General features: G+C 67.7%; 19 protein-coding genes. 12 read left to right on the top strand and 7 right to left on the bottom strand.

All coding sequences use genetic code 11. From position 1 onward, the window contains the following. Nucleotides 1–223: 223 nt before the first annotated feature. Nucleotides 224–1,504, top strand: a complete 1,281-nt coding sequence (clpX, locus tag NV2_RS03100) for an ATP-dependent Clp protease ATP-binding subunit ClpX (protein ID WP_067869340.1) — start codon at nucleotides 224–226, stop codon at nucleotides 1,502–1,504. Nucleotides 1,505–1,588: 84 nt separating this feature from the next. On the opposite strand, the gene NV2_RS03095 is transcribed toward clpX, so the two are convergent. Further along, complete coding sequence (locus tag NV2_RS03095; RefSeq protein ID WP_444980691.1) at nucleotides 1,589–2,167, bottom strand: carboxymuconolactone decarboxylase family protein; 579 nt, start codon at nucleotides 2,165–2,167, stop codon at nucleotides 1,589–1,591. Between the two features lie 141 nt (nucleotides 2,168–2,308). Between NV2_RS03095 and NV2_RS03090 the strand changes: the two genes are divergently transcribed. Both NV2_RS03090 and NV2_RS03085 read left to right on the top strand, forming a co-directional pair. After that, nucleotides 2,309–2,908: a TIGR03086 family metal-binding protein gene (locus NV2_RS03090; protein WP_067868697.1), complete on the top strand. Its 600-nt coding sequence runs from the start codon at nucleotides 2,309–2,311 to the stop codon at nucleotides 2,906–2,908. Nucleotides 2,909–2,953: 45 nt separating this feature from the next. Continuing rightward, a complete protein-coding gene (locus NV2_RS03085; protein ID WP_067868694.1) occupies nucleotides 2,954–3,403 on the top strand; it encodes a MarR family winged helix-turn-helix transcriptional regulator in 450 nt (149 codons plus the stop codon). A gap of 210 nt (nucleotides 3,404–3,613) precedes the next feature. Here the strand turns inward: NV2_RS03085 and NV2_RS03080 are convergent, their stop codons facing one another. The 4 genes from NV2_RS03080 to NV2_RS03065 all read right to left on the bottom strand — a co-directional run bounded on the left by NV2_RS03080 (nucleotide 3,614) and on the right by NV2_RS03065 (nucleotide 7,888). Further along, entirely contained in the window at nucleotides 3,614–4,147 is a 534-nt protein-coding gene (locus NV2_RS03080; protein ID WP_067868691.1) for a hypothetical protein, read from the bottom strand. Nucleotides 4,148–4,239: 92 nt separating this feature from the next. Beyond that, nucleotides 4,240–4,614, bottom strand: a complete 375-nt coding sequence (locus tag NV2_RS03075; RefSeq protein WP_067868689.1) for a nuclear transport factor 2 family protein — start codon at nucleotides 4,612–4,614, stop codon at nucleotides 4,240–4,242. 83 nt (nucleotides 4,615–4,697) lie between these two features. After that, nucleotides 4,698–5,534 carry a formate dehydrogenase accessory sulfurtransferase FdhD gene (gene fdhD / locus NV2_RS03070; RefSeq protein ID WP_067868687.1) on the bottom strand — a complete coding sequence of 279 codons (837 nt, stop codon included), beginning with the start codon at nucleotides 5,532–5,534 and terminating at the stop codon, nucleotides 4,698–4,700. Nucleotides 5,535–5,584: 50 nt separating this feature from the next. After that, on the bottom strand, nucleotides 5,585–7,888 hold the full coding sequence (locus NV2_RS03065) for an FdhF/YdeP family oxidoreductase (RefSeq protein ID WP_067868685.1): 2,304 nt from the start codon (nucleotides 7,886–7,888) through the stop codon (nucleotides 5,585–5,587). A 202-nt stretch (nucleotides 7,889–8,090) separates the two neighbouring features. Here NV2_RS03065 and NV2_RS03060 point away from each other — a divergent pair, with 202 nt between their 5' ends. Next, a complete protein-coding gene (locus NV2_RS03060; RefSeq protein WP_157102713.1) occupies nucleotides 8,091–8,519 on the top strand; it encodes a hypothetical protein in 429 nt (142 codons plus the stop codon). Between the two features lie 80 nt (nucleotides 8,520–8,599). Further along, nucleotides 8,600–9,394 carry a VOC family protein gene (locus NV2_RS03055; RefSeq protein WP_067868677.1) on the top strand — a complete coding sequence of 265 codons (795 nt, stop codon included), beginning with the start codon at nucleotides 8,600–8,602 and terminating at the stop codon, nucleotides 9,392–9,394. 68 nt (nucleotides 9,395–9,462) lie between these two features. On the opposite strand, the gene NV2_RS03050 is transcribed toward NV2_RS03055, so the two are convergent. Both NV2_RS03050 and NV2_RS03045 read right to left on the bottom strand, forming a co-directional pair. Then, nucleotides 9,463–11,028 carry a glycerol-3-phosphate dehydrogenase/oxidase gene (locus NV2_RS03050; protein ID WP_067868674.1) on the bottom strand — a complete coding sequence of 522 codons (1,566 nt, stop codon included), beginning with the start codon at nucleotides 11,026–11,028 and terminating at the stop codon, nucleotides 9,463–9,465. 39 nt (nucleotides 11,029–11,067) lie between these two features. Further along, complete coding sequence (locus NV2_RS03045) at nucleotides 11,068–11,679, bottom strand: TetR/AcrR family transcriptional regulator (RefSeq protein WP_067868671.1); 612 nt, start codon at nucleotides 11,677–11,679, stop codon at nucleotides 11,068–11,070. Between the two features lie 139 nt (nucleotides 11,680–11,818). On the opposite strand from NV2_RS03045, the gene NV2_RS03040 reads away from it, so the two are divergent. The 7 genes from NV2_RS03040 to NV2_RS03010 all read left to right on the top strand — a co-directional run bounded on the left by NV2_RS03040 (nucleotide 11,819) and on the right by NV2_RS03010 (nucleotide 23,871). Further along, nucleotides 11,819–13,396, top strand: a complete 1,578-nt coding sequence (locus NV2_RS03040) for an FAD-binding oxidoreductase (RefSeq protein ID WP_067869338.1) — start codon at nucleotides 11,819–11,821, stop codon at nucleotides 13,394–13,396. Further along, nucleotides 13,393–14,382 (top strand): YegS/Rv2252/BmrU family lipid kinase, encoded by a 990-nt coding sequence (locus NV2_RS03035; protein ID WP_067868659.1) that lies wholly within the window; start codon nucleotides 13,393–13,395, stop codon nucleotides 14,380–14,382. Before NV2_RS03040 ends, NV2_RS03035 begins: the two co-directional genes overlap by 4 nt. A 378-nt stretch (nucleotides 14,383–14,760) precedes the next feature. Beyond that, nucleotides 14,761–17,463, top strand: coding sequence for a valine--tRNA ligase (locus NV2_RS03030; RefSeq protein ID WP_067868656.1), 2,703 nt, complete (start codon nucleotides 14,761–14,763; stop codon nucleotides 17,461–17,463). Nucleotides 17,464–17,513: 50 nt separating this feature from the next. After that, a complete protein-coding gene (gene folC / locus NV2_RS03025) occupies nucleotides 17,514–18,938 on the top strand; it encodes a bifunctional tetrahydrofolate synthase/dihydrofolate synthase (protein WP_444980690.1) in 1,425 nt (474 codons plus the stop codon). A 45-nt stretch (nucleotides 18,939–18,983) separates the two neighbouring features. Further along, nucleotides 18,984–19,406 (top strand): DUF4233 domain-containing protein, encoded by a 423-nt coding sequence (locus NV2_RS03020; RefSeq protein ID WP_067868655.1) that lies wholly within the window; start codon nucleotides 18,984–18,986, stop codon nucleotides 19,404–19,406. A gap of 46 nt (nucleotides 19,407–19,452) precedes the next feature. Next, on the top strand, nucleotides 19,453–19,860 hold the full coding sequence (ndk, locus tag NV2_RS03015; RefSeq protein WP_067869332.1) for a nucleoside-diphosphate kinase: 408 nt from the start codon (nucleotides 19,453–19,455) through the stop codon (nucleotides 19,858–19,860). Between the two features lie 516 nt (nucleotides 19,861–20,376). Then, nucleotides 20,377–23,871 (top strand): translation initiation factor IF-2 N-terminal domain-containing protein, encoded by a 3,495-nt coding sequence (locus tag NV2_RS03010; RefSeq protein ID WP_084473789.1) that lies wholly within the window; start codon nucleotides 20,377–20,379, stop codon nucleotides 23,869–23,871. Nucleotides 23,872–23,996: the final 125 nt, after the last annotated feature.

The raw sequence follows: 23,996 nt of genomic DNA, 5'->3' as shown, positions 1-23,996 counted from the left end.
TTGTCGACCTCTGTCGCGCGGACCGGGTACGGTCGGATCCAGGGACCTTGGGCTCATGGGTTGTCGGCAGGTGGGACCGACCCGGACGACAATCGCCGAAAAATGTGAGAATCCGATCGAGACGCGACACTGATCGGCTATCGGCGGTAGCGTTGTTCGACGGCGGCTTGTCGGCATCCACGACAGACGGTTGCACGCGGACAAGGAAGTAGGGACCCACGAGATGGCGCGCATCGGTGATGGCGGCGATCTGCTGAAATGCTCGTTCTGCGGAAAGAGTCAGAAGCAGGTCAAGAAGCTCATTGCGGGACCGGGGGTGTACATCTGCGACGAGTGCATCGACCTCTGCAACGAGATCATCGAGGAGGAGCTGGCCGAGTCGAGTGAGGTCAAACTCGACGAGCTGCCCAAGCCGGCCGAGATCCGGGATTTCCTCGAGCAGTATGTGATCGGCCAGGATTCGGCCAAACGCACGCTGGCCGTGGCCGTCTACAACCACTACAAGCGCATTCAGGCCGGTGACAAAGGCCGCGACAGCCGTGGTGAGCCGGTCGAGCTGATGAAGTCCAATATCCTCATGCTCGGTCCCACCGGCTGCGGTAAGACCTACCTTGCGCAGACGCTGGCCAAGATGCTGAACGTCCCGTTCGCCATCGCGGACGCGACCGCGCTGACCGAGGCCGGCTACGTCGGCGAGGATGTCGAGAACATTCTGCTCAAGCTGATTCAAGCCGCCGATTACGACGTCAAGCGCGCCGAAACCGGCATCATCTATATCGACGAGGTCGATAAGATCGCCCGCAAGAGCGAAAATCCCTCGATCACCCGTGACGTATCCGGCGAAGGCGTGCAGCAGGCACTGCTGAAGATCCTCGAAGGCACGCAGGCGAGTGTGCCGCCGCAGGGTGGTCGTAAGCACCCGCATCAGGAATTCATCCAGATCGACACCACGAACGTGTTGTTCATCGTGGCCGGCGCCTTTGCCGGGCTGGAGAAGATCGTGCAGGACCGCATCGGTAAACGCGGCATCGGTTTCGGTTCCGAGGTCCGGTCGAAGGCAGAGATCGACACCGCCGATCATTTCGCCGAGGTGATGCCCGAGGATCTGATCAAATTCGGACTTATCCCCGAATTCATCGGCCGCTTGCCGATGGTCGCCTCGGTCACCAATCTGGACAAGGAATCACTGGTACGCATTCTGTCCGAGCCGAAGAACGCCTTGGTCAAGCAGTATGTGCGCTTGTTCGAGATGGACGGTGTGGACCTGGAATTCACCAAGGACGCGCTGGAGGCGATCGCCGACCAGGCGATTCTGCGCGGCACCGGTGCTCGTGGTCTGCGGGCCATCATGGAGGAAGTGCTGCTTCCGGTGATGTACGACATTCCCAGCCGCGACGATGTGGCCAAGGTCGTCATCAACGGCGAGACCGTCAACGACAACGTGTTGCCGACCATCGTGCCGCGTAAGCGCCAGGCGGCCGAACGCCGGGAGAAGTCGGCCTAGCGCCGGTCCCGGCCCGGTCCGGATCGTCGCCGAGAGTTCGCAGCGGGGCGGGAGGTGTAGACCTCCCGCCCCGCTCGTGTGTTCTCAGCCCTGAGCCCAGGGCACGCGGCAAGAATCGGTACTGAATCCCTGTGCGGTGATGCCCAGTGCCGAATTGGCCCGCGCCCGCGAGTTCTCCAGGCCGATCTGATAGGTCAGCTCCACCACGCCGTCGTCACCGAAGCGGGCGCGTAGATCCTCGACCTGCTCGTCGGTCACCGTGGTGGGCGTGGCGGTCATGGCGTCGGCGTAGGCGATGGCTGCGCGTTCGTCCTCGCTGTAGGCGTCCGATGTCGCGTAGTCGGCGATCTGCTCGAGCTTGGCCACGTCGAGGTGGCTCAGCCGCATCAGCATGGTGCCGAAGTCGACGCACCACGAGCAACCGACCGTCCAGGCCACGCGGTACACGGCGATCTCGGCGATATCCGGAGCCACGACGGACGTGGCCCGATCGACGAGAGTTTCGTGCAGCGCGTAGGCGGTCAGGAGTTTCGGGTGATGGGCGGTGACGGCGAGCGGCTCGGGCACCTCGCCGTAGCGGCGCTTGGTGATGCGGTACATCAGCCGGGTCAGCGGGCGAGCATCTCGAGGCGAGACCGGGGGGATGCGGGTGACACTCATGATTCTCCCTTCCGAACATGGTTCATCCCCTTGGACGAGGCAGCGTCCGTTCATGTGACGGGACCTCGTTGTGACTCACATCTCAGTATGCCGAACAAAATATTACGCTTAGACAGACGATATACATATGCCTACCATAGGCATATGAATGATATTTCCGAACTGGACCGTGTGGCGGTCGACTACACCGTGACAATCGTGTCGATGGCGACGGCAGACGATTTGTCCCGACCAACTCCCTGTGCCGAATGGGATCTCGCGCAACTGCTCGCCCATATGACCGCGCAGCATCGCGGCTTCGCCGCGGCCGCGCGTGGCCACGGTGGCGAGCTGTCGACGTGGCAGGTGCGGCAGTCGTCCGATCCGGTCGCGGACTACGCGGCCGCCGCTGCCGAGGTGTCGGCGGCATTCTCCGAAATCGGTGTGCTGCAACGTGATTTCGAACTTCCCGAGTTCGGGCCGGGATTCGTTGCTCCCGGTGAGCTGGCCGTGGGGTTTCATTTCGTCGACTATGTCGTGCACGGTTGGGATGTGGCGCGGGCGCTCGCCGTGCCGTATGCCGTGGACGAGCGGGTGGCCGGGCGGGCGCTGGAGATCGCGCAGGCCGTGCCCGACGGTGAGGAGAGACTGGTTCCCGGTGCGCCATTCGCTCCAGCCACCGCGGATCGGGAGGCCCCGGATGTGCTGGCGCGAACTCTGGCCCTGCTCGGCCGCTCACCGCAGTGGACTGCCCCGGCGACATGAGACTGGGGCGAAAGGGGCGCCGGACGGGGACGTATCTTGTTCGGCATGGCAGAACTGCGACCCGATCTGGCGGCGGTGATCGTTCCGCTCGGTCGTGCTCTGATGGCGGCGGAGCGGCCCGTTCTCGAATCCCACGGCCTGACCATGTGGGCGTATTCGGTACTGCTGACGCTGGGGCGTGGGCGGGCGCGGGGGCAGGGGGTCCTGGCAGAGGAGATCGGAGCAGACAAGACGCGCATCATCGCGGTACTCGACGATCTGCAGGCGCGCGGGCTGATCGAACGCTATCCGGACCCCGCCGACAGGCGGGCGCGCCTGCTGGCCGTCACCGATTCCGGGTGGGCGCTCGCGCAGGCCGCCCAGGCCGACATTCAGGCTGGAGAGGCGGCGCTGCTCGAGCGTCTCGACGAGGCCGACCGCCGCGGCTTTCTCAACGCGCTGCGCACGCTGGCGGCAGTCCCGCGTGCCGAAATCGTTGGTGGCGGAAGGGAGTAGCGGTAGTCGCCGCTCGTCGCGGCACGACCGCACTGCTGCGCGGTCGCGTCGATGACGCGCTTCGGACGATTCTGTTCGACGGAGGCGGTGACGACCGGTTGCCCGTTCGCGCCCGTATCGGAGGTCCTCGCTGATCTCCCGTAGTTCGCCGTTGAACCTTTCTCCGATGCTTTACTCATCGCCGGGAATCTCGAGCCTGTTACCGGCGCCTCATCTGTTCCGACGGCGCGGGAATCGAATAGTCATCGGTGCCGGGTCACGCAGCCGAACACGTTCGCGTGGTGCGGCTACCACGACGATCGCCGCCAGTATCGGCAGGAGCAGCGCCGCGAACAGGCTCAGGGCGTAGTTCGAGCTGCCGAGTTGCTCGGGACGGTGGGCGGCGTGATAGACGACGTGCGGGACGCCCATGACCAGCCATCCGATGCCGGCGACTCGGGCGACCAGGCTGTCGCCGTAATACAGCGCGGCCAGGCTCAGCACCCCGAAGCCGAGGAAGAAGGCGCCGACATCCGCGGCAAGATGATGATTGAACGGGCCGTCGGCGGCGACCCAGTCCAATCCGAGCCCCGGATACGAGCGGTACCAGGCCGCCGGGAACAACACCGCCCAGACGCCGGTGTAGATACCGGTGAGCGCCAGCAGCCACAGCGAGATCCGCGTGATCAGCCACCGGCGCCGGTTCACGTCCAGCCGCACCCGAACCCGCACTCCACCCTCGGTGCCGCGCATCGAGATCCGCATCAGCCGCCCTCCCGTTCACCGGTTGCGACTTACGGTAAGCCGGGGGCGGCCGGCGGACAAGAGGTGGCGCAGGCGTAGCGGAGACCGAGGGGTCAGATCTTTTCGCTGAGCAGGTCCTCGGGCCCCCAGTAGGCCCGCATCGACGTGATCTTGCCCTGCTCGTCGAATTCCATCGCATCGATGGCGGACAGGGTCATCCGGTGCCCGCCGACTTCGCCGACCAGTGTGAACGACAGGGCGGCATGATTGCCCGCCACCCGGATCGCGTGCAGTTCGGTCTTGCGCTCCATGGACTCCAACGCGTTGTACAGCTCGGCGATGGCCTCGTGGCCGTGGCGCGGGTCGCTGCCGATCGGGTCCTCGACGACGGCGTCGGTTGCGTAGAGCGCCAGAATCTCCGCGGTCGGACCGGTGGATACCAGTTGCACGTACCGTTCGGCTGTTTCCCGGACCTGCTGCGCTGCCATGTCATCTCCCACTGAATTGGAACGTGTTCTAGTTGGCAGGGTAGCAGTAGCCTCCAGCGAGGGGGAGGTGTTCGGAGCGGGAATCAGGCGCCGACGGTCTCGGTGCTGACGATCCGGATGCGGTCCGCGCCGCTGTAGAGGTTCATGGTGTCGCCGCGCAGGAATCCGGCCAGGGTGAGGCCGTTGTCGGCCGCCAGATCCACCGCCAGCGAACTCGGCGCCGAGACCGCGCCGAGTATCGGGATGCCCGCCATCACAGCCTTCTGTACCAGCTCGAAGGAGGCGCGGCCGCTGACGATGAGGATCGTCTCGGCGACGGGTACTCGCCCTTCCCGCAGGGCCCAGCCGACGACCTTGTCGACCGCATTGTGCCGGCCGATGTCCTCACGTACCGCCAGGACCGTGCCGTCGGTGGCGAACAATCCTGCCCCGTGCAGGCCGCCGGTAACGTCGAAAACCGTTTGCCGCGAGCGCAACACGTCGGGCAGCCGAGCCAGGAGTGCGGAATCGATCAGGGGTGACGGCGCAGGCAACGGGAATCGGCTGCGGGTGCGGACCTGATCGAGTGCCGTGGTACCGCACAGGCCGCACGAACTGTTGGTCACGAAACCCCGGGGCGTGATGGGTACCGGTGTGCGCAACCTGATGTCGAGAACGTTGTAGGTATTGCGGCCCTGATCGTCGGTTCCCGCGCAGTAGCGCGCCGAGACGATGTCGTCGGCCGATTCGATGATGTTCTCGCTGAACAGGAATCCGTGGATCAGATCGATGTCGTGCCCGGGCGTTCGCATGGTCACCGTCACCGAGATGCCGTCGACACGGATTTCCAGCGGTTCCTCCACGGCGAGGGTGTCGGGCCGGGAGACGACGCCCGTCGGTGTGATGCGGCGGGTCGGTTTGCGCGCGGTTACTCTGCTCACAAGCTGCCTCGTTGTGCTGGTCGATACTGTCGTAGTTCGGGGGCCGGCGCTCAACCGGTGACGTGGCGGTGCGGTTCGAGCCGGATGACGACTGCCTTGGACACCGGGGTGTTGGACCGTTCGGCGACGTGATCCAGCGGAACCAGGGGATTGGTCTCCGGATAGTAGGCGGCGGCGTTACCACGCGGAGTGGCGTAACCGACGACGCGGAAACCGGTGACCCGCCGTTGCGCTCCGTCGCTGTACTCGGAGACGATGTCCACCAGATCGCCGTCGGTGAAACCGAATTCGGCGATATCGTCGGGGTGTACCAGCACCACCCGGCGGGCGTTGCTGATTCCGCGATAACGGTCGTCGAGGCCGTAGACCGTGGTGTTGTACTGGTCGTGGCTGCGCAGTGTCTGCAGTAGCAGCCGGCCCGCGGGAATCTCGGGCCAGCGCAGTTCGTTGACCGCGAAATTCGCCTTCCCGGTCGCGGTGTGGAACTCGCGGCTGTCGCGCGGCGGGTGTGGCAGCTGGAAACCGTTGCGTTCGCGGACTTTCCGATTGTAGTCGGCGCATCCGGGGACCACCCGCCCGATGGCGTCGCGGATGGTGTCGTAGTCGCGCCGGAAGCGGTCCCACGGCACGGGATGCCCGGATCCGAACAGCTCGAGGGCGAGTTCACACACGATGGCGACCTCACTGCGCAGGTCGTCGCCGACCGGGGTGAGCCTGCCGGTGGACAGATGCACCATCGACATCGAATCCTCTACCGACACCTGCTGTTTCGTGCCGTCCTGAATATCGAGATCGGTGCGCCCCAGGGTCGGCAGGATCAGGGCGGTCCGACCGTGCACGATATGGCTGCGGTTGAGTTTGGTCGACACCTGCACAGTGAGATCGCAGGCGCGCAGCGCCGCTTCGGTGACCTCGGTGTCGGGTGTGGCGGAGACGAAATTGCCACCCATTCCGATGAAGACCCTGGCCCGGCCGTCGCGCATGGCGCGGATGGAGTCGACGGTGTCCCAGCCGTGGGCGCGGGGAATCGGGACACCGAATTCGGTCTCGAGTGCGGAGAGGAAGGTCTCGGGCATCTGCTCCCAGATGCCCATGGTGCGGTCGCCCTGCACGTTGGAATGGCCGCGCACCGGGCAGACCCCGGCGCCGGGTTTGCCGATCATGCCGCGCATGAGCAGCAGATTCGTCGCCTCCTCGATGGTGGCGACACCGTAACGCTGCTGCGTCAGTCCCATCGCCCAGCAGATGATGGTGGACTTCGAGCGGGCGAGCAGCCGCGCGGTGTGCTCGAGCTGGTCGCGGGTCAGTCCGGTTGCCTCGGACACCTCGTCGAGATCGACAGCGCGCATGTACTTTTCGTACTCGGCGAATCCGGCGGTACGGGAGTCGACGAATCCGCGGTCGACCACCGTGCCGGGGGCACGGTCCTCGGCGTCGAACAACAGTTTCGCAAGCCCCTGGAACAGGGCCATATCCCCGCCGAGGCGGATCTGCAGAAATTCGTCGGCGATGGTGGTCCCCGAGGTGAATCCCTTGATCGTCTGCGGATCCCGGAATCCGATCAGGCCGGTCTCCGGAAGCGGATTGACCGCGACCACCGTGGCGCCGTGCTCCTTGGCATTGCTGAGCGCGGACAGCATGCGGGGATGGTTGGTGCCCGGATTCTGCCCGGCGACGATGATCAGGTCGGCCGCGGTGAAGTCGTCGATCGTCACCGAGCCCTTGCCGATGCCGATCGAACCCGTCAGTGCGGTGCCGGAGGATTCGTGACACATGTTCGAGCAGTCGGGCAGATTGTTGGTACCGAAACTGCGCACCAGCAGCTGATAGAGGAATGCCGTCTCGTTGGCCGTACGGCCGGAGGTGTAGAACACCGCTTCATCGGGCGAGTCCAGCTCACGCAGCGTGCCGGCGATCAAGCGATACGCCTGCTCCCAGCTGATGGGGGAATAGTGGGTGTCGCCGGGGCGCAGTACCACCGGCTGGGTGATCCGGCCCTGCTGTCCCAGCCAGTATCCGGTGCGCTCGGCCAATTGCTCGACCGAATGGCCGGCGAAGAACTCCGGGGTGACTGTGCGCAGTGTGGCTTCCTCGGCTACCGCCTTGGCGCCGTTCTCGCAGAATTCGGCCGGCCTGCGATGTCCGGTCGGTTCCGGCCATGCGCACCCGGGGCAGTCGAAGCCGTGGCGTTGATTGAGCCGGGTCAGGGTCCGTGCGGTGCGGACCACACCCATCTCCTCGACCGCGCGCCCCAGCGCGATCGCGACCGCTGTCATCCCGGCGGCCTGCTGCTTGGGCGGGTTCACCGCCAGTTCGGCTTCGTCGATATCGCGAGTGGGCGGTTTGCGGTGCATGTCTCCATCGTCCTCCTGTTCGCCCCGAGCATGCCCTCCGGCCCGCCGGTGTCGGCAGTGAATCGCCACAAATAGCGGTCGTGTGGTGCCGGGACCGGGGTATCGTGCCGACAGATCGTGCGGCACTCGCGGGGAGGTGGTCGCGCAATTCAAGCAGTCTCGGACCGCGCCGGAACCCGGTGCCTACGACCAGGACGGCATCATGCACAACAGAACTGTCATTCATCCGGCCGGGCGTCGCGTCGCCCACACTCTCGGGGGCGGCATCCTCGGTATCGCGGCGGTGCTGTGTGTCGCGGCCCCGCCCGCCGCACACGCCGAGGTGACCCGGCTCGGCGCCATGCCCGACATGAATTTCGGTATCGCGACCAACTACGGCAGCGACTGCGACTACACCCTGCAGGCCGATGTCACCGACCCCGGTGCGCCGGTCACCTTCTACGACAACGGCACACCGATCGGTGTCGCCCGGCCCGGCGGGGCGTATGCGCTGCTGAAGTGGACCCCGGCCTATTCCGGGCAGCACACGCTCAGCGCCGTCCAGGGCGGGCAGCCGACCGCAGCCACCCTGGTTCTCCCGGTGGGAGTCGGTATCCGGATCGGCTACGCCTGCGTGGTCAGCGGCGGATAGCCCATCGGTCGGGACCGATGAGATCGTGTGGTCCAGGTCGTCGTACAGGTGAGAGAGAGCCACTACGCCGAGGAGCGATCATGTCCTACACATTCGAGCCCGGAGACCCGTGCTGGGTCGAACTGTTCACCTCCGATCCGGAACGATCCATCACCTTCTACGGTGAACTGTTCGGCTGGACGGTCGAGGTCGCCGAGGAATACGGCGGCTATCTCACCTTCCGTAAGGACGGCAACGCCGTCGCCGGAGGAATGCGTAACCCGGGCGGCGCCGAGGGGCCGGACCAGTGGACCACCTACCTGACCACGACCGATGCCAACACGACCGCAGCCTCCGTACCGAAGCACGGCGGTGCGGTCGTGGTGGAGCCGATGGCCGTCGGCGACCTGGGAACCATGGCCGTATTCGCTGACCCGTCCGGTGCCGGCGTGGGGGCGTGGCAGCCGGGCGTGCACCGCGGTTTCGGTGCCGTCGGTATCGTCTCCGGCGGCCAGTGGAAGGACCACGCGGGGCGTCCGTCGTGGTTCGAGCTGCACACGCCGACCTATTCCGAGGCGCTCACCTTCTATCGTGAGGTCTTCGACTGGCGGGATCCGTTCGTGGTATCGGACATTCCTGAATTTCGCTATACGACAATCCATTCCGCGACTCCGATGCTCGGCGGTGTGATGGATGCGTCGGCGATGCTCGAGCCCGGAGCTACCGGTGGATGGAACGTGTATTTCGGCGTGGACGATGTGGACGCCGCCACGAAGCAGATCGTGCAGCTCGGCGGTTCGGTGGAGATGGAGCCGCAGAATTCGCCCTATGGTCGTCTCGCGGCGGTCGTGGACCCGCTCGGCGTGCGGTTCCGGATCGGCGGCAATCCGAGCTGAGCGGCCGATTCGGGTGCGCTGACCGGGGCCGGACGCCCGGCCGTGGCACACGGATAGCTGCCACCGGCTTATCCCGATGCCGCCTCGGCGACCGCGTCCCGCGCAGCAGACCAGGCGGCGGCCCGGTCGGAGCCGACCAACCCGATTCGGGTGCGACGGTCCAGCAGATCGTCTTCGTCGACCGCGCCCTCATGGGAGAGCGCGTAGGCGAACTCGGCGCGGACCACATCGATCCCGGGTGCCACCGGCTCTGCCAGGTGCGGGTCGCGCCGCATGGCATCCACCACCTGCTCGGCCTGATCGCCGTAACGGCCGACCAGTACGGGTGCGGCGGCGACACGGTCGCGGGCCTGTCCGGCCACCGCACCCACCAGCGGCAGCCGGGTGGTACGGCATGGGCCGGCGGTCAGCCCGGCGGCGGTGACGGCGGCGTCGACCGCATCCTGCGCCATCTGCCGGTAGGTGGTCAGTTTGCCGCCGACGATCGTGATCGGACCACCGGGGGAGTGCAGTACTGCGTGTTCGCGGGAGATATCGGCGGTGGCGTCGTCGGCGGTCCGCAGCAGGGGGCGCAGCCCGGCGAACGCACCCCGGATATCGCTGCGCCGCAACGGTTCGCGCAGCACGGTATTGGCGGTGTCGAGCAGGAAGTCGATTTCGGATTCGGTGGGCTGCGGTTCGTCGGGGACGGGGCCGGGCGCGTCCTCGTCGGTCAACCCCAGGTAGACCCGGCCGTGTGCAGCCGGGAAGGCGAAGACGAAACGGCTGGTGCTCCCCGGGATCGGAATGGTGAGCGATGCGTCGAGCCCACCGAAAGTCACCGCATCGAATACCAGGTGGGTACCGCGGCTGGGGCGCAATTCGATACTCGAATCGACGCGGTCGGCCCAGACACCGGCGGCGTTGATCACCGTGCGGGCCCGCACGGTGAGGGTTTCGCCGGTGAGGGTGTCGTGCAGGACAGCTGATTCGCCGGTCACCTGCTCCGCGCGCACGCGGGTCAGGACCGAGGCGCCGTGCGCTGCGGCCGTGCGGGCGATGGTGACTACCAGCCGTGCGTCGTCGACGAGCTGACCGTCCCAGGCGACCATGCCGCCGCGCAGTCCGGCACGTCGCAGCGTGGGTGCCAGTCGCAGTGCCTCGGCGGTCGCTACCCGGCGAGAGCGCGGCAACACTGCCGGCGATGTTCCGGCGGTGCGCCGCAACACGTCACCGGCGAGAAATCCGGCCCGCACCAGCGCACGTTGCGCGGTGATACCGCTGTATGCAGGGACGAGTTGTGCAATCGCGCGCGTCAGATGCGGCGCCGTGGTGGTGAGCAGCACGTCTCGCTCCACTGCGCTCTCGTGTGCGATCGCGACGCCACCGGAAGCCAGATAGCGCAGGCCGCCGTGGACCAGCTTGGAGCTCCACCGGCTGGTACCGAAGGCCAGGTCGTGCGCCTCCACGAGCACGGTGCGCAAGCCGCGCGCGGCGGCGTCCAGCGCGACGCCGGCGCCGGTGATTCCGCCGCCGACGACCAGAACGTCGATCCGGTCCGCGTCGCCGAGTTCGCGCAGTTCGCGACTGCGGCGAGCGGTGTTGAGCGCCCAATCGCCGCGCCCGGTGCGCGCCGATGCAGTTCTGTCGGGCATGCGGTTCTCGCTTCCTGGGTCGATGTCGCTGGAGGTGGGTCAGTCGAGGTCGGGGCGTAGATAGCGGTCGACTACGCGGGCCAGCTCGATATCGAGGCCGGTTTCGTCGAGGAGATGGCCGACGGTGTTGGCCGATTGCACCGTCGACTGGACGATCAGCAGCAGCATGGTGGCCAGGTGGTCGGGGTCGCCCGCGCGGATCGAACCATCGCGCTGTCCCTCGCGGATCGCCGCGGAGAACACCGCGAGCAACTGCCGCTGGTTGCGCCCGAGCCGGCCGAAAACGTAGGTCAGCATCAGATCGGTGTCGATGCGAAAGATCTTGGCGAACAGCGGATTCGATCGGATCTGCGCCGCCCCCTCGACGATCCCCTCGACCAGCCGGTCCCGGGCCGGACCCGTGGTCGGCACGCTCGCCTCGGTGATGTCGTTCAGCTCGCGCACCAGCAGTTCGGCGATCAGTGAGCGGGTATCGGGCCAGCGGCGGTACACCGTCGGTCGGCTGACTCCCGCACGCCGGGCGACCTCGCTGAGTGTGGTTCGCCGGACCCCGAATTCCTCGACGCACGCCCGGCCGGCGGCCAGGATCGCCAGGTCGATGGCCGACACGTCCGCGTCGGCAGGGTTGTCGGTGTCTCGACTCGATTCCATGAACAGACTCGCTATCGGGTGCGCTGTTTACTGCTTGACAATCTATGTAAGACTGTAACGCATGGTCGACATGGGACAGAACAACGCCGCGGCACAGTCCGGTGCCCCGCGCGCGGAACACGCGTCCGAGCGCCCGGAGATGGTGTGGGATGCCTGGGGGGTCGCCGCGGCCCATGCTCCGCTGCCGGAACAGATCCGCGCACTGATCGCGCAGGTTTTCGCGGTATCCGGAGAGCCGGTGGCCCGTCGCGCGGAGGGTGAGGTAGAGCTGCGTGAATCGCGATCGACCGCTGCTCAGCGTGAGGGACTGGCCGCGCTGGTCGGTGCCGAGCACGTCAGCGGCGAACATCGTGACCGCCTGCTCCATGCCGGTGGTAAGAGCACTCCGGACCTGCTGCGGCGCCGCCGTGGTGCACCGCAGGACGCACCCGACCTGGTCGTTTTCCCGGCCGATCACGATCAGGTGCTGGCCGTGCTCGCCTACTGTGCGGAGCAGTCGATCGCGGTGGTGCCGTTCGGTGGTGGAACCAGTGTGGTCGGCGGTGTCGAACCGGACCGGGGCGGCTTCGACACGGTCCTCGCCCTTGATCTGCGCCGCCTGGACAGCCTGGGTGACGTCGATCCGGTCAGCGGTACGGCGGTTCTCGGTGCCGGGCTCACCGGCCCGCAGGCGGAGCAACTGCTCGCCGGGCACGGGCTGTCACTGGGCCACTTCCCGCAGAGTTTCGAATTCGCCAGTATCGGCGGATTCGCGGCCACCCGCTCCTCCGGACAGGCGTCGGCCGGGTACGGCCGGTTCGACGACATGGTCATGCGCCTGAAGGTCGCCACCCCCACCGGCACCCTTGATCTCGGCCGCGCCCCGGCGTCGGCGGCCGGCCCCGACCTGCGTGAGCTGTTCGCCGGGTCCGAAGGTGTGCTCGGCGTCATCACCGAGGTGACGTTGCGGGTCCACCCGGTACCGGAAACCACCTGCTACCAGGCGTGGACCTTCCCGGACTTCGCGACCGGAGCCAATGCGCTGCGCACCGTGATCCAGCACGGCGCTGCCCCCACCGTGCTGCGACTGTCCGACGAGGCGGAGACCGGCCTGAATCTGGCCCGGTCGGGCGATGTCGGCGGGACACCGGTCGGCGGCTGCCTGGCCGTCACCACCTTCGAGGGCACCGCGGCGCATGTCGCGGCCCGCAGCGCCGAGGCACAGGAACTACTCACCGCGCTCGGTGGTACGGCACTGGGCGAGCAGGCCGCCCGGGAATGGGAACACGGCCGCTTCGCGGCGCCCTACCTGCGCGATGCGCTGCTCGACGTCGGTGTGCTGTGCGAAACGCTCGAAACCGCCACCGGTTGGTCGAATATCGCGCACCTGAAGCAGGCGGTGACCACCGCGCTCGGCGACTCGCTCGGCGCCCAGGGCACCCCGGCGCTGGTGATGTGCCACATCTCGCACACCTACCCCACCGGCGCCTCGCTGTACTTCACCGTGGTGGCCAAGCAGGCCGAGGATCCCCTGGCGCAATGGGCTCGGGCCAAGCGCGCTGCCGGCGATGCGATCGTCGATGCCGGGGGCACCATCACTCACCACCACGCCGTCGGTGCCGACCATCGGCCGTGGATCGGCGCCGAGATCGGTGAACTGGGCGTCCGGGTACTGCGCGCGGTCAAGGACGCGGTGGATCCGGCCGGAATCCTCAACCCGGGCAAGCTGATTCCATGAACACGTCGGTGAGCCGGCGCCAGATCCGGTCCGTCGCATTGGTGATCAACCCGCATTCCGGGCACGGTCGCGGGCTCGCCGCCGCCACGGCTGCGGCAGCCCTGTTCGCCGAGCACGGCATGCGGGTACGTGAGATCCGCGGTGCCGATGCCGCGGACACGGTAGCTCTGGTGCGGGCCGCTGTGCAGTCGGCGGACCGCCCCGATGCCGTCGTCTGCGCGGGTGGCGACGGGTTGGTCTGCGTGACCGTGCAGGCGCTGGCCGGGACCGATGTGGCGCTCGGGCTGCTGCCCGGCGGCACCGGCAACGATCTCGCACGCGAACTCGGTGTGCCGAAAGGTGATTCGCGGGCCGCGGCCGAGATCGTGCTCGGCGGTGTGGTGCGCACCATCGACCTGGGCGTGATCGAGGAGCCCGCCGGATCGGACGGTCCACACCCGTCGGACCCGGCCGCGGTCTCCACACTGCCGCGTCCGATGCGGTTCGCGACCGTCGCCGCCACCGGCTTCGATGCGCGAGTAACACTGCGTGCCAACCGGATGCGCCGACCCAAAGGGTCGCTGCGTTACTCCTGTGCCGCGGTCCCCGAACTACTGGGACAGCTCGCGGTGCCGTTTCGGATCGAATTGTCCGGCGGTCCGGAGGGAACGAGCCCGCGGGTGATCGAGACGGATGCGGTGATGGTGGCGGTCGGTAACACCCGGACCTACGGTGGCGGCATGCTCATCTGCCCCGACGCGATCCTCGACGACGGGCTGCTCGATCTCACCGTCGTCGGCGCGATGTCACGGGCCCAGTTGATCCGGATGCTGCCCGCATTGGCCGCCGGTCGGCGGGTGGAACACCCGGCGGTTACTCACCATCGCGCACAGGCCGTCACCGTGGCCGCGGACGTGCCGGCGACCGCCGACGGCGATCCGGCCGAGCGGCTGCCCGCCACCTTCCGCGCCGACCCCGGTGCGCTGTCGGTGCTGGTGCCGCACTGAGCCCGCCGCGCTCCGGTGTGACTGCGGTGGAACGGTGGTACCAGCGGCAAACCCGCACCTGCGCAACGAGTTCGGCCCGAAGCTGAGAATTGCCTTTGGATCGGGGCCACGGCGTCGATTCGCCGGTAGTCTCGAAGATGTGGGCGGGGTTTTCGGTGTCCCTCATCCACCGAAAGCCTCGCTTACGCCATCCTCGGCGATGCTGCGGTGTCTCGCCCTGTCCCCTCCGGCTCGCCGTGGGCCGGTGCGCTCACCGGTCGCGTGAGACTTCCGTGGTCCCTGTCCTACCACCGGCTGCATGCGGGTGTCCGGGCGCGTTCCGGCGCCGGGTGCGAAGGGCAGTGTGGCGGCTCGCGGCCCAACTCGTAGAATCGCACGGTGACCAGCGCAGCCCCTGATAACTCGCGAAATCGTGCCGACGCCCTCCCCAAGAGCTGGAACCCCGGCGACGTAGAGGCCGACCTGTACGAGCGCTGGGTAGCGGCCGGTTACTTCACCGCCGACCCGGCCAGCGACAAGCCGCCGTACTCGATCGTGTTGCCCCCGCCGAACGTCACCGGCAATCTGCACATGGGCCATGCCTTCGATCACACCCTGATGGACCTGCTCACCCGCCGCAAGCGCATGCAGGGCTACGAGGTGCTGTGGCTGCCCGGAATGGATCACGCCGGAATCGCCACCCAGAACCTGGTCGTCAAGCAGCTGGCCGAGTCCGGCACGACCAAGGAGGACCTCGGTCGCGAGCAGTTCGTCGAGAAGGTCTGGGAATGGAAGCGCGAGTCCGGCGGCGCCATCCAGGGACAGATGCGCCGTCTCGGCGACGGCGTCGACTGGAGCCGCGACCGCTTCACCATGGACGAGGGCCTGTCCCGTGCGGTGCAGACCATCTTCAAACGGCTCTACGACGCGGGCATGATCTACCGTGCCGAGCGCCTGGTGAACTGGTCGCCCACCCTGCAGACCGCAATCTCCGACGTCGAGGTGAAATACGAGGACGTCGAGGGCGAACTCGTCTCGCTGCGCTATGGATCGCTGAACGACGACGAACCGCACGTGATCGTCGCCACTACCCGTGTGGAGACCATGCTCGGTGACACCGCGGTGGCGGTGCACCCCGACGACGAGCGCTATCGCTCGCTGATCGGCACCACCGTGTACCACCCGGTCACCGGCCGCCAGATTCCGATCGTCGCCGACGACTACGTCGATCCCGAATTCGGTTCCGGCGCCGTCAAGATCACCCCCGCCCACGATCCGAACGACTTCGAACTCGGCCTGCGGCACAACCTGCCGATGCCGACGATCATGGACAAGACCGGCAAGATCGCCGACAGCGGAACCGAATTCGACGGTATGGACCGGTTCGAGGCCCGCGTCAAGATTCGGGAGCGGCTCGCCGCCGAAGGGCGCGTGGTCGCGGAGAAGCGGCCGTACGTGCACAGCGTCGGGCACTCCGAGCGTTCCGGGGAACCCATCGAACCGCGCCTGTCGATGCAATGGTGGGTGAAGGTGGAGTCGGTGGCCAAGGCCTCCGGTGACGCGGTGCGTTCCGGTGCGGTGCAGATCCACCCGGCCTCCCAGGAGCCGCGCTGGTTCGAGTGGGTCGACAACATGCACGACTGGTGCATCTCGCGGCAGCTGTGGTGGGGGCACCGCATTCCCATCTGGTACGGCCCCGAAGGTGAGGTCGTCTGCCTCGGCCCCGACGAGCAGGCACCCAACGGGTGGGTCCAGGACCCCGACGTCCTCGATACCTGGTTCTCCTCGGGCCTGTGGCCGTTCTCCACGATGGGCTGGCCCGACGCCACCCCCGAACTCGCGAAGTTCTATCCCACGAGTGTGCTGGTCACCGGATACGACATCCTGTTCTTCTGGGTGGCCCGGATGATGATGTTCGGCATGTTCGTCTCCGACGATCCGGCGATTGCCACCGGTAAGGGGGCGCCGGAGCGCAACGTGCCCTTCCACGATGTCTTCCTGCACGGGCTCATCCGCGACGAACTCGGCCGCAAATACTCCAAGTCCAAGGGGATCGGCGTCGACCCGCTGCTGTGGATCGACGAATACGGTGCCGACGCAACACGTTTCACCCTGGCTCGCGGTGCCCAGCCGGGCAGCGACCTGACGGTGGGCCCTGCCCACGTGCAGGCCTCACGCAACTTCGTCACCAAGCTGTTCAACGCCACCAAATTCGCGCTGATGAACGGTGCGGCGACCGGCGAGCTGCCGGCCCGCGACGAGCTGACCGATACCGACCGCTGGATTCTCGACCGGCTCGACCAGGTTCGCGCCGAAGTCGACTCCACCTTCGATCGGTACGAATTCGGCAAAGCGTGTGAGTCGCTCTATCACTTCGCCTGGGACGAGTTGTGCGACTGGTATCTCGAACTCGCGAAGGTGCAGTTCGCCGAATCCGAACAGCGCGCCGCGACCACCAGAATCGTGCTCGGCACGGTGCTGGATTCGGTGCTGCGACTGCTGCATCCGGCCATGCCGTTCGTCACCGAAACGCTGTGGCAGGCTCTCACCGAGGGGGCGGCAGGTGAATCGGTGGTGGTCGCGGCCTGGCCGCAGGACAACGGCATCGCCACCGATACCGTCGCCGCACAGCGCATCACCGATCTGCAGAAGCTGGTCACCGAGATCCGCCGCTTCCGCAGCGATCAGGGACTGACCGACAAGCAGAAGGTCGCCGCGACTCTGGACGGCATCGACGCCGCCGATCTGGACGGGCAGCGCAGTGAGATCGCCAGCCTGGCCCGGCTCACCGAACCAGGTGCCGATTTCTCCGCCACGGCGGCGGTTCAGGTACGCCTGTCCGGCGCGACCGTCACCGTCGAACTCGACACCTCCGGCACTGTCGACCTCGAGGCCGAGCGTCGCCGGCTGGAAAAGGACCTCGCGGCCGCACAGAAGGACCTCGCCACCACGACGGCCAAGCTCGGCAACGAGGCGTTCCTGGCCAAGGCGCCCGACAACGTCGTCGCCAAGATCCGGACCCGGCGTGAGGTCGCCGAATCCGAGGTGGCGAGAATCGGTGAGCGGTTGGACCGGATCGCGGAGTCGGTGGCGAACAAGTGACCGCCGGCGAAGGACCCGACCGCGAACCGCTACCCGGCGGGGCAGACCGGCTGCAGTCCGGGCCCTCGCCGGTGGACCTCGCCGAAATGGCGTTGGTCGAGGCCGAACTCGATCAGCGCTGGGGTGAGACCAAGATCGAGCCGTCGCTGACCCGGATCGCCACCCTGATGGATCTGCTCGGCTCTCCGCAGCACGGCTACCCGGCCATCCACATCGCGGGCACCAACGGTAAGACCTCGGTCACCCGGATGGTCGACGCGCTGCTGACCGCCCTGCACCGCCGCACCGGCCGGTTCACCAGCCCGCATCTGCAACTGGCCACCGAACGCATCGCCGTCGACAACACTCCGATCACCCCGGCGCGCTACGTCGAGATCTACCGCGAGCTGCTGCCGTATGTGGAGATGATCGACGCGAAGTCGACCGACGGTGCGCTCGGCGGTACCCCGGGGCCACGAATGAGCAAGTTCGAGGTCCTGGTCGCTATGGCCTACGCCGCCTTCGCCGAAGCACCGGTCGATGTGGCGGTGGTCGAAACCGGCATGGGCGGTACCTGGGACGCGACGAACGTCATCGACGGCCAGGTCGCGGTGATCACACCGATCGGCCTCGACCACACCGACTACCTGGGCCCCGATCTGACCTCGATCGCCGGGGAGAAGGCCGGCATCATCAAGAAATCGCCGCAGGACCTGCTGATTCCGCGCGATACGGTCGCCATCGTCGCCGAGCAGGACCCCGAGGCGATGGATGTGCTGCTGCGGCGTGCGGTCGACGCCGATGCCGCGGTCGCGCGGGCCGGCTCCGAGTTCCAGGTCCGGTCGCGGCGCGTCGCCGTGGGCGGGCAGGTACTCGAGATCCAGGGACTGGGCGGGGTCTACGACGAGATCTTCCTGCCGCTGCACGGTGAGCATCAGGCCCGCAATGCGGCACTCGCGCTGGCCGCGGTCGAAGCGTTCTTCGGGGCCGGAGCCCAGAAGCAACTCGACATCGACGCCGTGCGAGCCGGCTTCGCCGCGGTAGCCAGCCCCGGCCGGATGGAACGTATGCGCAGCGCGCCGACCATCTTCATCGATGCCGCGCACAACCCGGCCGGCGCACAGGCGCTGGCGGCGACTCTCACCGGAGAATTCGACTTCCGTAAATTGGTGGGTGTGGTCGCGGTGCTCGCGGACAAGGATGCCGCGGGTATCCTCGGCGCGCTGGAACCGGTCCTGGACGAGATCGTGGTGACAACCAACGGTTCGCCCCGGGCGCTGGAGGTAGACGAACTCGCCGACCTCGCGGTACAGCGTTTCGGAGACGAGCGGGTCGTCGCCGCGAACACCCTGGCCGACGCGATCGAAACGGCAATCGCGATCGCGGAGGAGGCCGGCGGTGCGGGTGAACCGGTATCCGGTGCCGGGATCGTGGTCACCGGCTCGGTGGTCACCGCGGGCGCGGCGCGCTCGTTGTTCGGTAAGGACCCCGCGTGAGACACGGCCGGCGGGGCCGCGTGCGGTCAGGCGTGAGGAGACAACGTGGGTAACGACGAAACAGAGGCACGCGAGGGCGGTGTTCCGGCTCCGGCGACCGATCCGTGGAAAGGATTCCGCGGTGTCATGGCCGGGGCGCTCGTGCTCGAGGCCATCGCGGTGCTACTCGCGCTGCCGGTGGTCGCCACCGTGGGTGGCGGCCTGAGCTGGTGGTCGATCACCTACCTGGTCGGCCTGGCCGTGTTGATGTTCCTCGGTTCCGGAATGCAGCGGCGTTCCTGGGCGATGCCGTTCAACCTGGGCCTGCAGGTCCTGGTGCTGGCCGGTGGGATCATCCATCTGTCGATCGGCATCATCGGCATCGTGTTCATCGCGGTATGGGGCTTGATTCTCATGCTGCGCTCCGACGTCAAACGCCGCATGGATCGGGGTTTGCTGCCCAGCCAGCGGGTACCGGGCTCTTCCTGACGGCTCGGTTCGGAGCTCGCGACCAGCGCCCGATAGAGTGTCCGCCGTGACTGAGCAGACGTTGGTACTCATCAAACCGGACGGCGTGGCCCGAGGCCTGGTTGGTGAGATCATCACCCGCATCGAACGCAAGGGCCTGAAAATCGCTGCCCTGAAGCTCGAGCAGGTATCCGAGGACCTGGCCGCCGCTCACTACGCCGAGCACGAAGGCAAGCCCTTCTACGGCTCGCTGATCGAATTCATCACCTCCGGGCCCGTCGTCGCCGCGATCCTCGAAGGCCCGCGGGCCATCACCGCCTTCCGGCAGATCGCCGGCGGTACCGACCCGGTCGAGAAGGCCGTCCCGGGCAGCATCCGCGGCGACTACGCCCTCGAGACCCAGTTCAACCTCGTCCACGGCTCCGACTCCGAGGAATCCGCGAAGCGCGAGATCGCGCTCTGGTTCCAGCGCTAGCTTCGCTGTTGATCGTGGCCGCCACTCCGCGGGAGTGGCGGAAATCTTTCGGCCGGTGAGTCGCGCGATTCCGGGCCGGAAACGACCTACTCGAGCGTAGGAAACATCGTCCGGCCCCGATTCGGAATGGGTGAGCTCGGGCTCCTGTGGCCAACCCCCGGCGTTCTGTATGGGATACTGGAGGCGGATGCGATCGACGCCTACCCATAGGGGCAGGTGGCGAGCGCAACCGGAACGGCATCGCGGCTCGACGCCGATCATCGCTGCCCTGGACGGTTATAAGACTCGGCTGTCCGGCGGCACGCTGGATGAGCGCTCGAGTGTCGATGTGGAGCCAACAGCCAGGCGCCGCGTGACCAGTTAGCCGGAACGACGTACGACATGGTGATAACCGGGCACGCGGGGCGAGACCATCAGACCTCGCGCCCACGGGCGTGAGGCGAACGGACAGCGCCCCCGCGTCGGCCGCGTCACTCTCGTACGAGTGGGACGCGCCCGGGGGCCCGAGGAGATTTCGTGGCCGACCAAGAGCCGCAGGGAACATCGCAAAGCAATGGTGAATCCACCTCCAATGAGGTGACCGGGGTAGGGGAGGCGGCGCAGTTGCCCGAACGTATCCGGGTGCACGCGCTGGCGAAGATTCTGGGAACCACCAGCAAACGCATCCTTGCCCATCTGACCGAACTGGGCGCACCAGCGCGCAGTGCACATTCCAGCCTGGACCGCACCGTGGCGGAGTCGGTGCGTGAGGCATTGACGCCCCCCGCCGACGAAGCGGGGACCGCCCCCGCGCCCGCGACCGGCGAAGGAGCCGCAACCGCGCCGGACAACTCCACCGAGTCGCCCGGCGCGGAGCCGGCTACCTCCGGGAAACCGGCCGCCGGAGCTGTTGACGACACCCACGCTGCCGAGGTTGCCGAGTCCGCGCTCCCGGACACCACCGGGCGCACGACCGGTGCTGCAGTGCCGTCGAGTGCCGAGCCCGCCGGGGCTGCGCCTGCCGACCCGGCGGCAGCCGGGCCCGCCGGTTCCGCGGGTGCTGCGCCTGCAGAGTCCGCGGGTGCCGAGTCCACCGGGGCCACCGAGCCCGCGGGGGCCGTGCCGGTGAGCGCACCGCCAACCGACTCCGCGTCCGGAGACCCGAAGGCCGCGGCCGACATCTTCGTCGCCGACACGGCGGCCGGAACCACGGTCGAGGCCACGGCCTCCGTGGAGGTGGCGCAGACCCCGCCGGCCGAACCCGCACCACGCACCTCGTTGTTCACGAGCCCGTTCCAGCAGCACGCCGCACCGGCGGAACAGCCGGTCTTCGAATCGGCCGCGGTGGTGGCCGCACCACTATTCCTGCCGCCGGATGCGGCCGCCGCCGAAGAGGCGCGCCGTAAGCGGCGCGCCGAGCGTGAGGTCGAGGTCGCCGAGCAGGCAACCGAGACCACCCCCGCCCCGGCGCAGCCGGTCGCGGCCGCCGACACCGATGCCGATACCGGTTCGGATGCCGACGATGAGCACGCCGGAGACGACCAGGAAGACGGCGGCCGCTCGCGTCGGCGCCGCCGTGGCCGTCGCGGTCGTGGCCGTGGTCGTGGCGAACAGCACGCCGACAACGATTCCGACGACGAGTCCGATTCCGACGACAGCGAGGCGCGTCCCGCTTCCGGTGACTCCGACACGTCGGATGCGGAGTCCGGCGCCGAGCAGGCCGGTGAGGAGAACGACGACGAGTCGGGCACGCCCGCGGAGGGCTCCACCCGTCGTCGCCGCCGCCGTCGCCGCCGCAAGGGCGGGGAGGACGACACCTCCTCGGATTCGGCCGAGGACGATCCGCCGAACACGGTCGTGCACGAGCGGGAACCGCGCAACAAGCGCCGTGTCGTCGACGAGGTGCAGGGCATCAGTGGTTCGACGCGGCTCGAGGCCAAGCGTCAGCGCCGCCGCGACGGCCGCGAGGCCGGGCGTCGCCGGCCGCCGATCCTCACCGAATCGGAGTTCCTGGCCCGCCGTGAATCGGTCGACCGGGTGATGGTGGTCCGGGAGAAGATCTTCCCCGCCGGTGAGCATTCACACTCCGGTGCCACCACCCAGGTGGCAGTGCTCGAGGACAATATTCTCGTCGAGCATTTCGTCACCAACACCGGTACCGCCTCGATGGTCGGCAACGTGTACCTGGGCAAGGTGCAGAATGTGCTGCCCAGCATGGAGGCCGCCTTCGTCGATATCGGCCGTGGCCGCAACGGCGTGCTCTACGCCGGTGAGGTGAACTGGGAGGCCGCCGGGCTCGGTGGCCGCGAGCGCAAGATCGAGCAGGCCCTCAAGCCCGGTGACACGGTGCTGGTGCAGGTCAGCAAGGATCCTGTCGGGCACAAGGGCGCCCGGCTCACCACCCAGATCAGCCTGGCCGGTCGCTTCCTGGTCTACGTCCCCGGTGGTTCCTCGACCGGCATCAGCCGCAAACTGCCCGATACCGAACGCAAACGCCTCAAGGAGATCCTGCGCGACATCGTCCCGCAGGACGCGGGTGTGATCATCCGCACCGCATCCGAGGGCGTCAGTGAGAACGAGCTCGCGCGCGACGTGGAGCGGTTGCAGGCCACCTGGAAGACCATCGAGAAGCAGGCCGAGCACACCTCCGCGGCGCCGAAGACGCTGTACGAGGAGCCCGATCTGCTGGTCAAGGTCGTTCGAGACCTGTTCAACGAGGATTTCTCCAAGCTGGTCATCGAGGGTGACCGGGCATGGACGACCGTGGAGAACTACGTCCGCACCGTCGCCCCGGACATGCTGAACCGGGTCGAGCGCTACGAGAACAACGGTGGCGTGGACGTGTTCGGCAGCCTGCGGATCGACGAGCAGCTGGCCAAGGCCCTCGACCGCAAGGTCTGGTTGCCCTCGGGCGGCACCCTGGTCATCGATCGCACCGAGGCCATGACGGTCATCGACGTCAACACCGGCAAGTTCACCGGCTCGGGCGGCAGCAACCTGGAGGAGACGGTCACCCGCAACAACCTGGAGGCCGCCGAGGAGATCGTGCGGCAGATGCGGTTGCGCGATATCGGCGGCATGATCGTCGTCGACTTCATCGACATGGTGCTCGAATCGAATCGGGATCTGGTGCTGCGCCGGCTCACCGAAAGCCTGGGCCGGGACCGCACCCGTCATCAGGTCTCGGAGGTCACCTCGCTCGGCCTGGTGCAGATGACGCGCAAGAAGCTGGGCACCGGCCTGGTCGAGGCGTTCTCCACGACCTGTGAGCACTGCCACGGGCGCGGGATCATCGTGCACAACTATCCGGTGGAGACCGCGCCGGCCGAAGAGGGGTCCAATCGTCGCGAGGGCCGTCGCCGCCGCAAGGACAAGGACAAGGACCGCGAGAAGGACCACAAGCAGTCGGGCGACAAGCAGACCACTGCGGTCGCGTCCGAGGTCGTCGATGCGCACGCCGAGGAGGAGGCGGCAGCCAAGCGCGCCCATCCGGTCGCGCTGGCAATGGCCTCCCACCACGGTGAGCCGGCGGCGGACGACGGCACGGCCGGAGCGGACGAGGTGAAGCCGGCTTCGGAAGCGGCCGCCACCGCGGCTCCGGTGGTGACCGGACGGATCATGCCCAAGGGCGCCCGAGCCGATGCCACGGAACCGGCTGTGACCGCGCCGGGGTCCGGGTCGAAGCCGAAACAGTCGAAGTCGAAGTCGGCCCCCGCCGGTTCGCAGACCACCACTGCCACCGAGCAGCCGGCGAAGGCAGGCGCCGCGGCCCCGGCGCGGGAGTCCGCGGCCGTGGCGGGACCGGACGAGCAGTCGGCCGGAGCCCGTCGCGGGCGCCGGCGCGTGGCGCGCACCACGGCCGCGCCGGCAGCGGACAACCAGGGCGCGGTGTTCGTGCTCACCGATTCCGATGCGGACAGCGCGCCGAAGTTCAACCTCGACGAGCTGGCTCCTGCCGAGGTGACCCCGCGGGCTCGGGTGCGCCGCCGCGCGGCCGGTCGGTCCGCCGGAGCGCCGGAAACATCGAACTGACCAGGCGGTATTCGCTGTAGTCAGCGCACTCGACGCCCCGCCCGGATCCCGGGCGGGGCGTCGCCGTGTGCGGTGCCGGTGGCGGCGCTCCGCCCCGTTTTGTGCACGGCGTAGCGGTCCTGTAA

It is taken from the genome of Nocardia vermiculata NBRC 100427 (assembly GCF_001613265.1).
GTDB classification, from domain to species: Bacteria; Actinomycetota; Actinomycetes; order Mycobacteriales; family Mycobacteriaceae; genus Nocardia; species Nocardia vermiculata.
The sequence above is the reverse complement of the archived record's forward strand: the minus strand, read 5'-3'. Positions and strand labels throughout refer to the sequence as shown.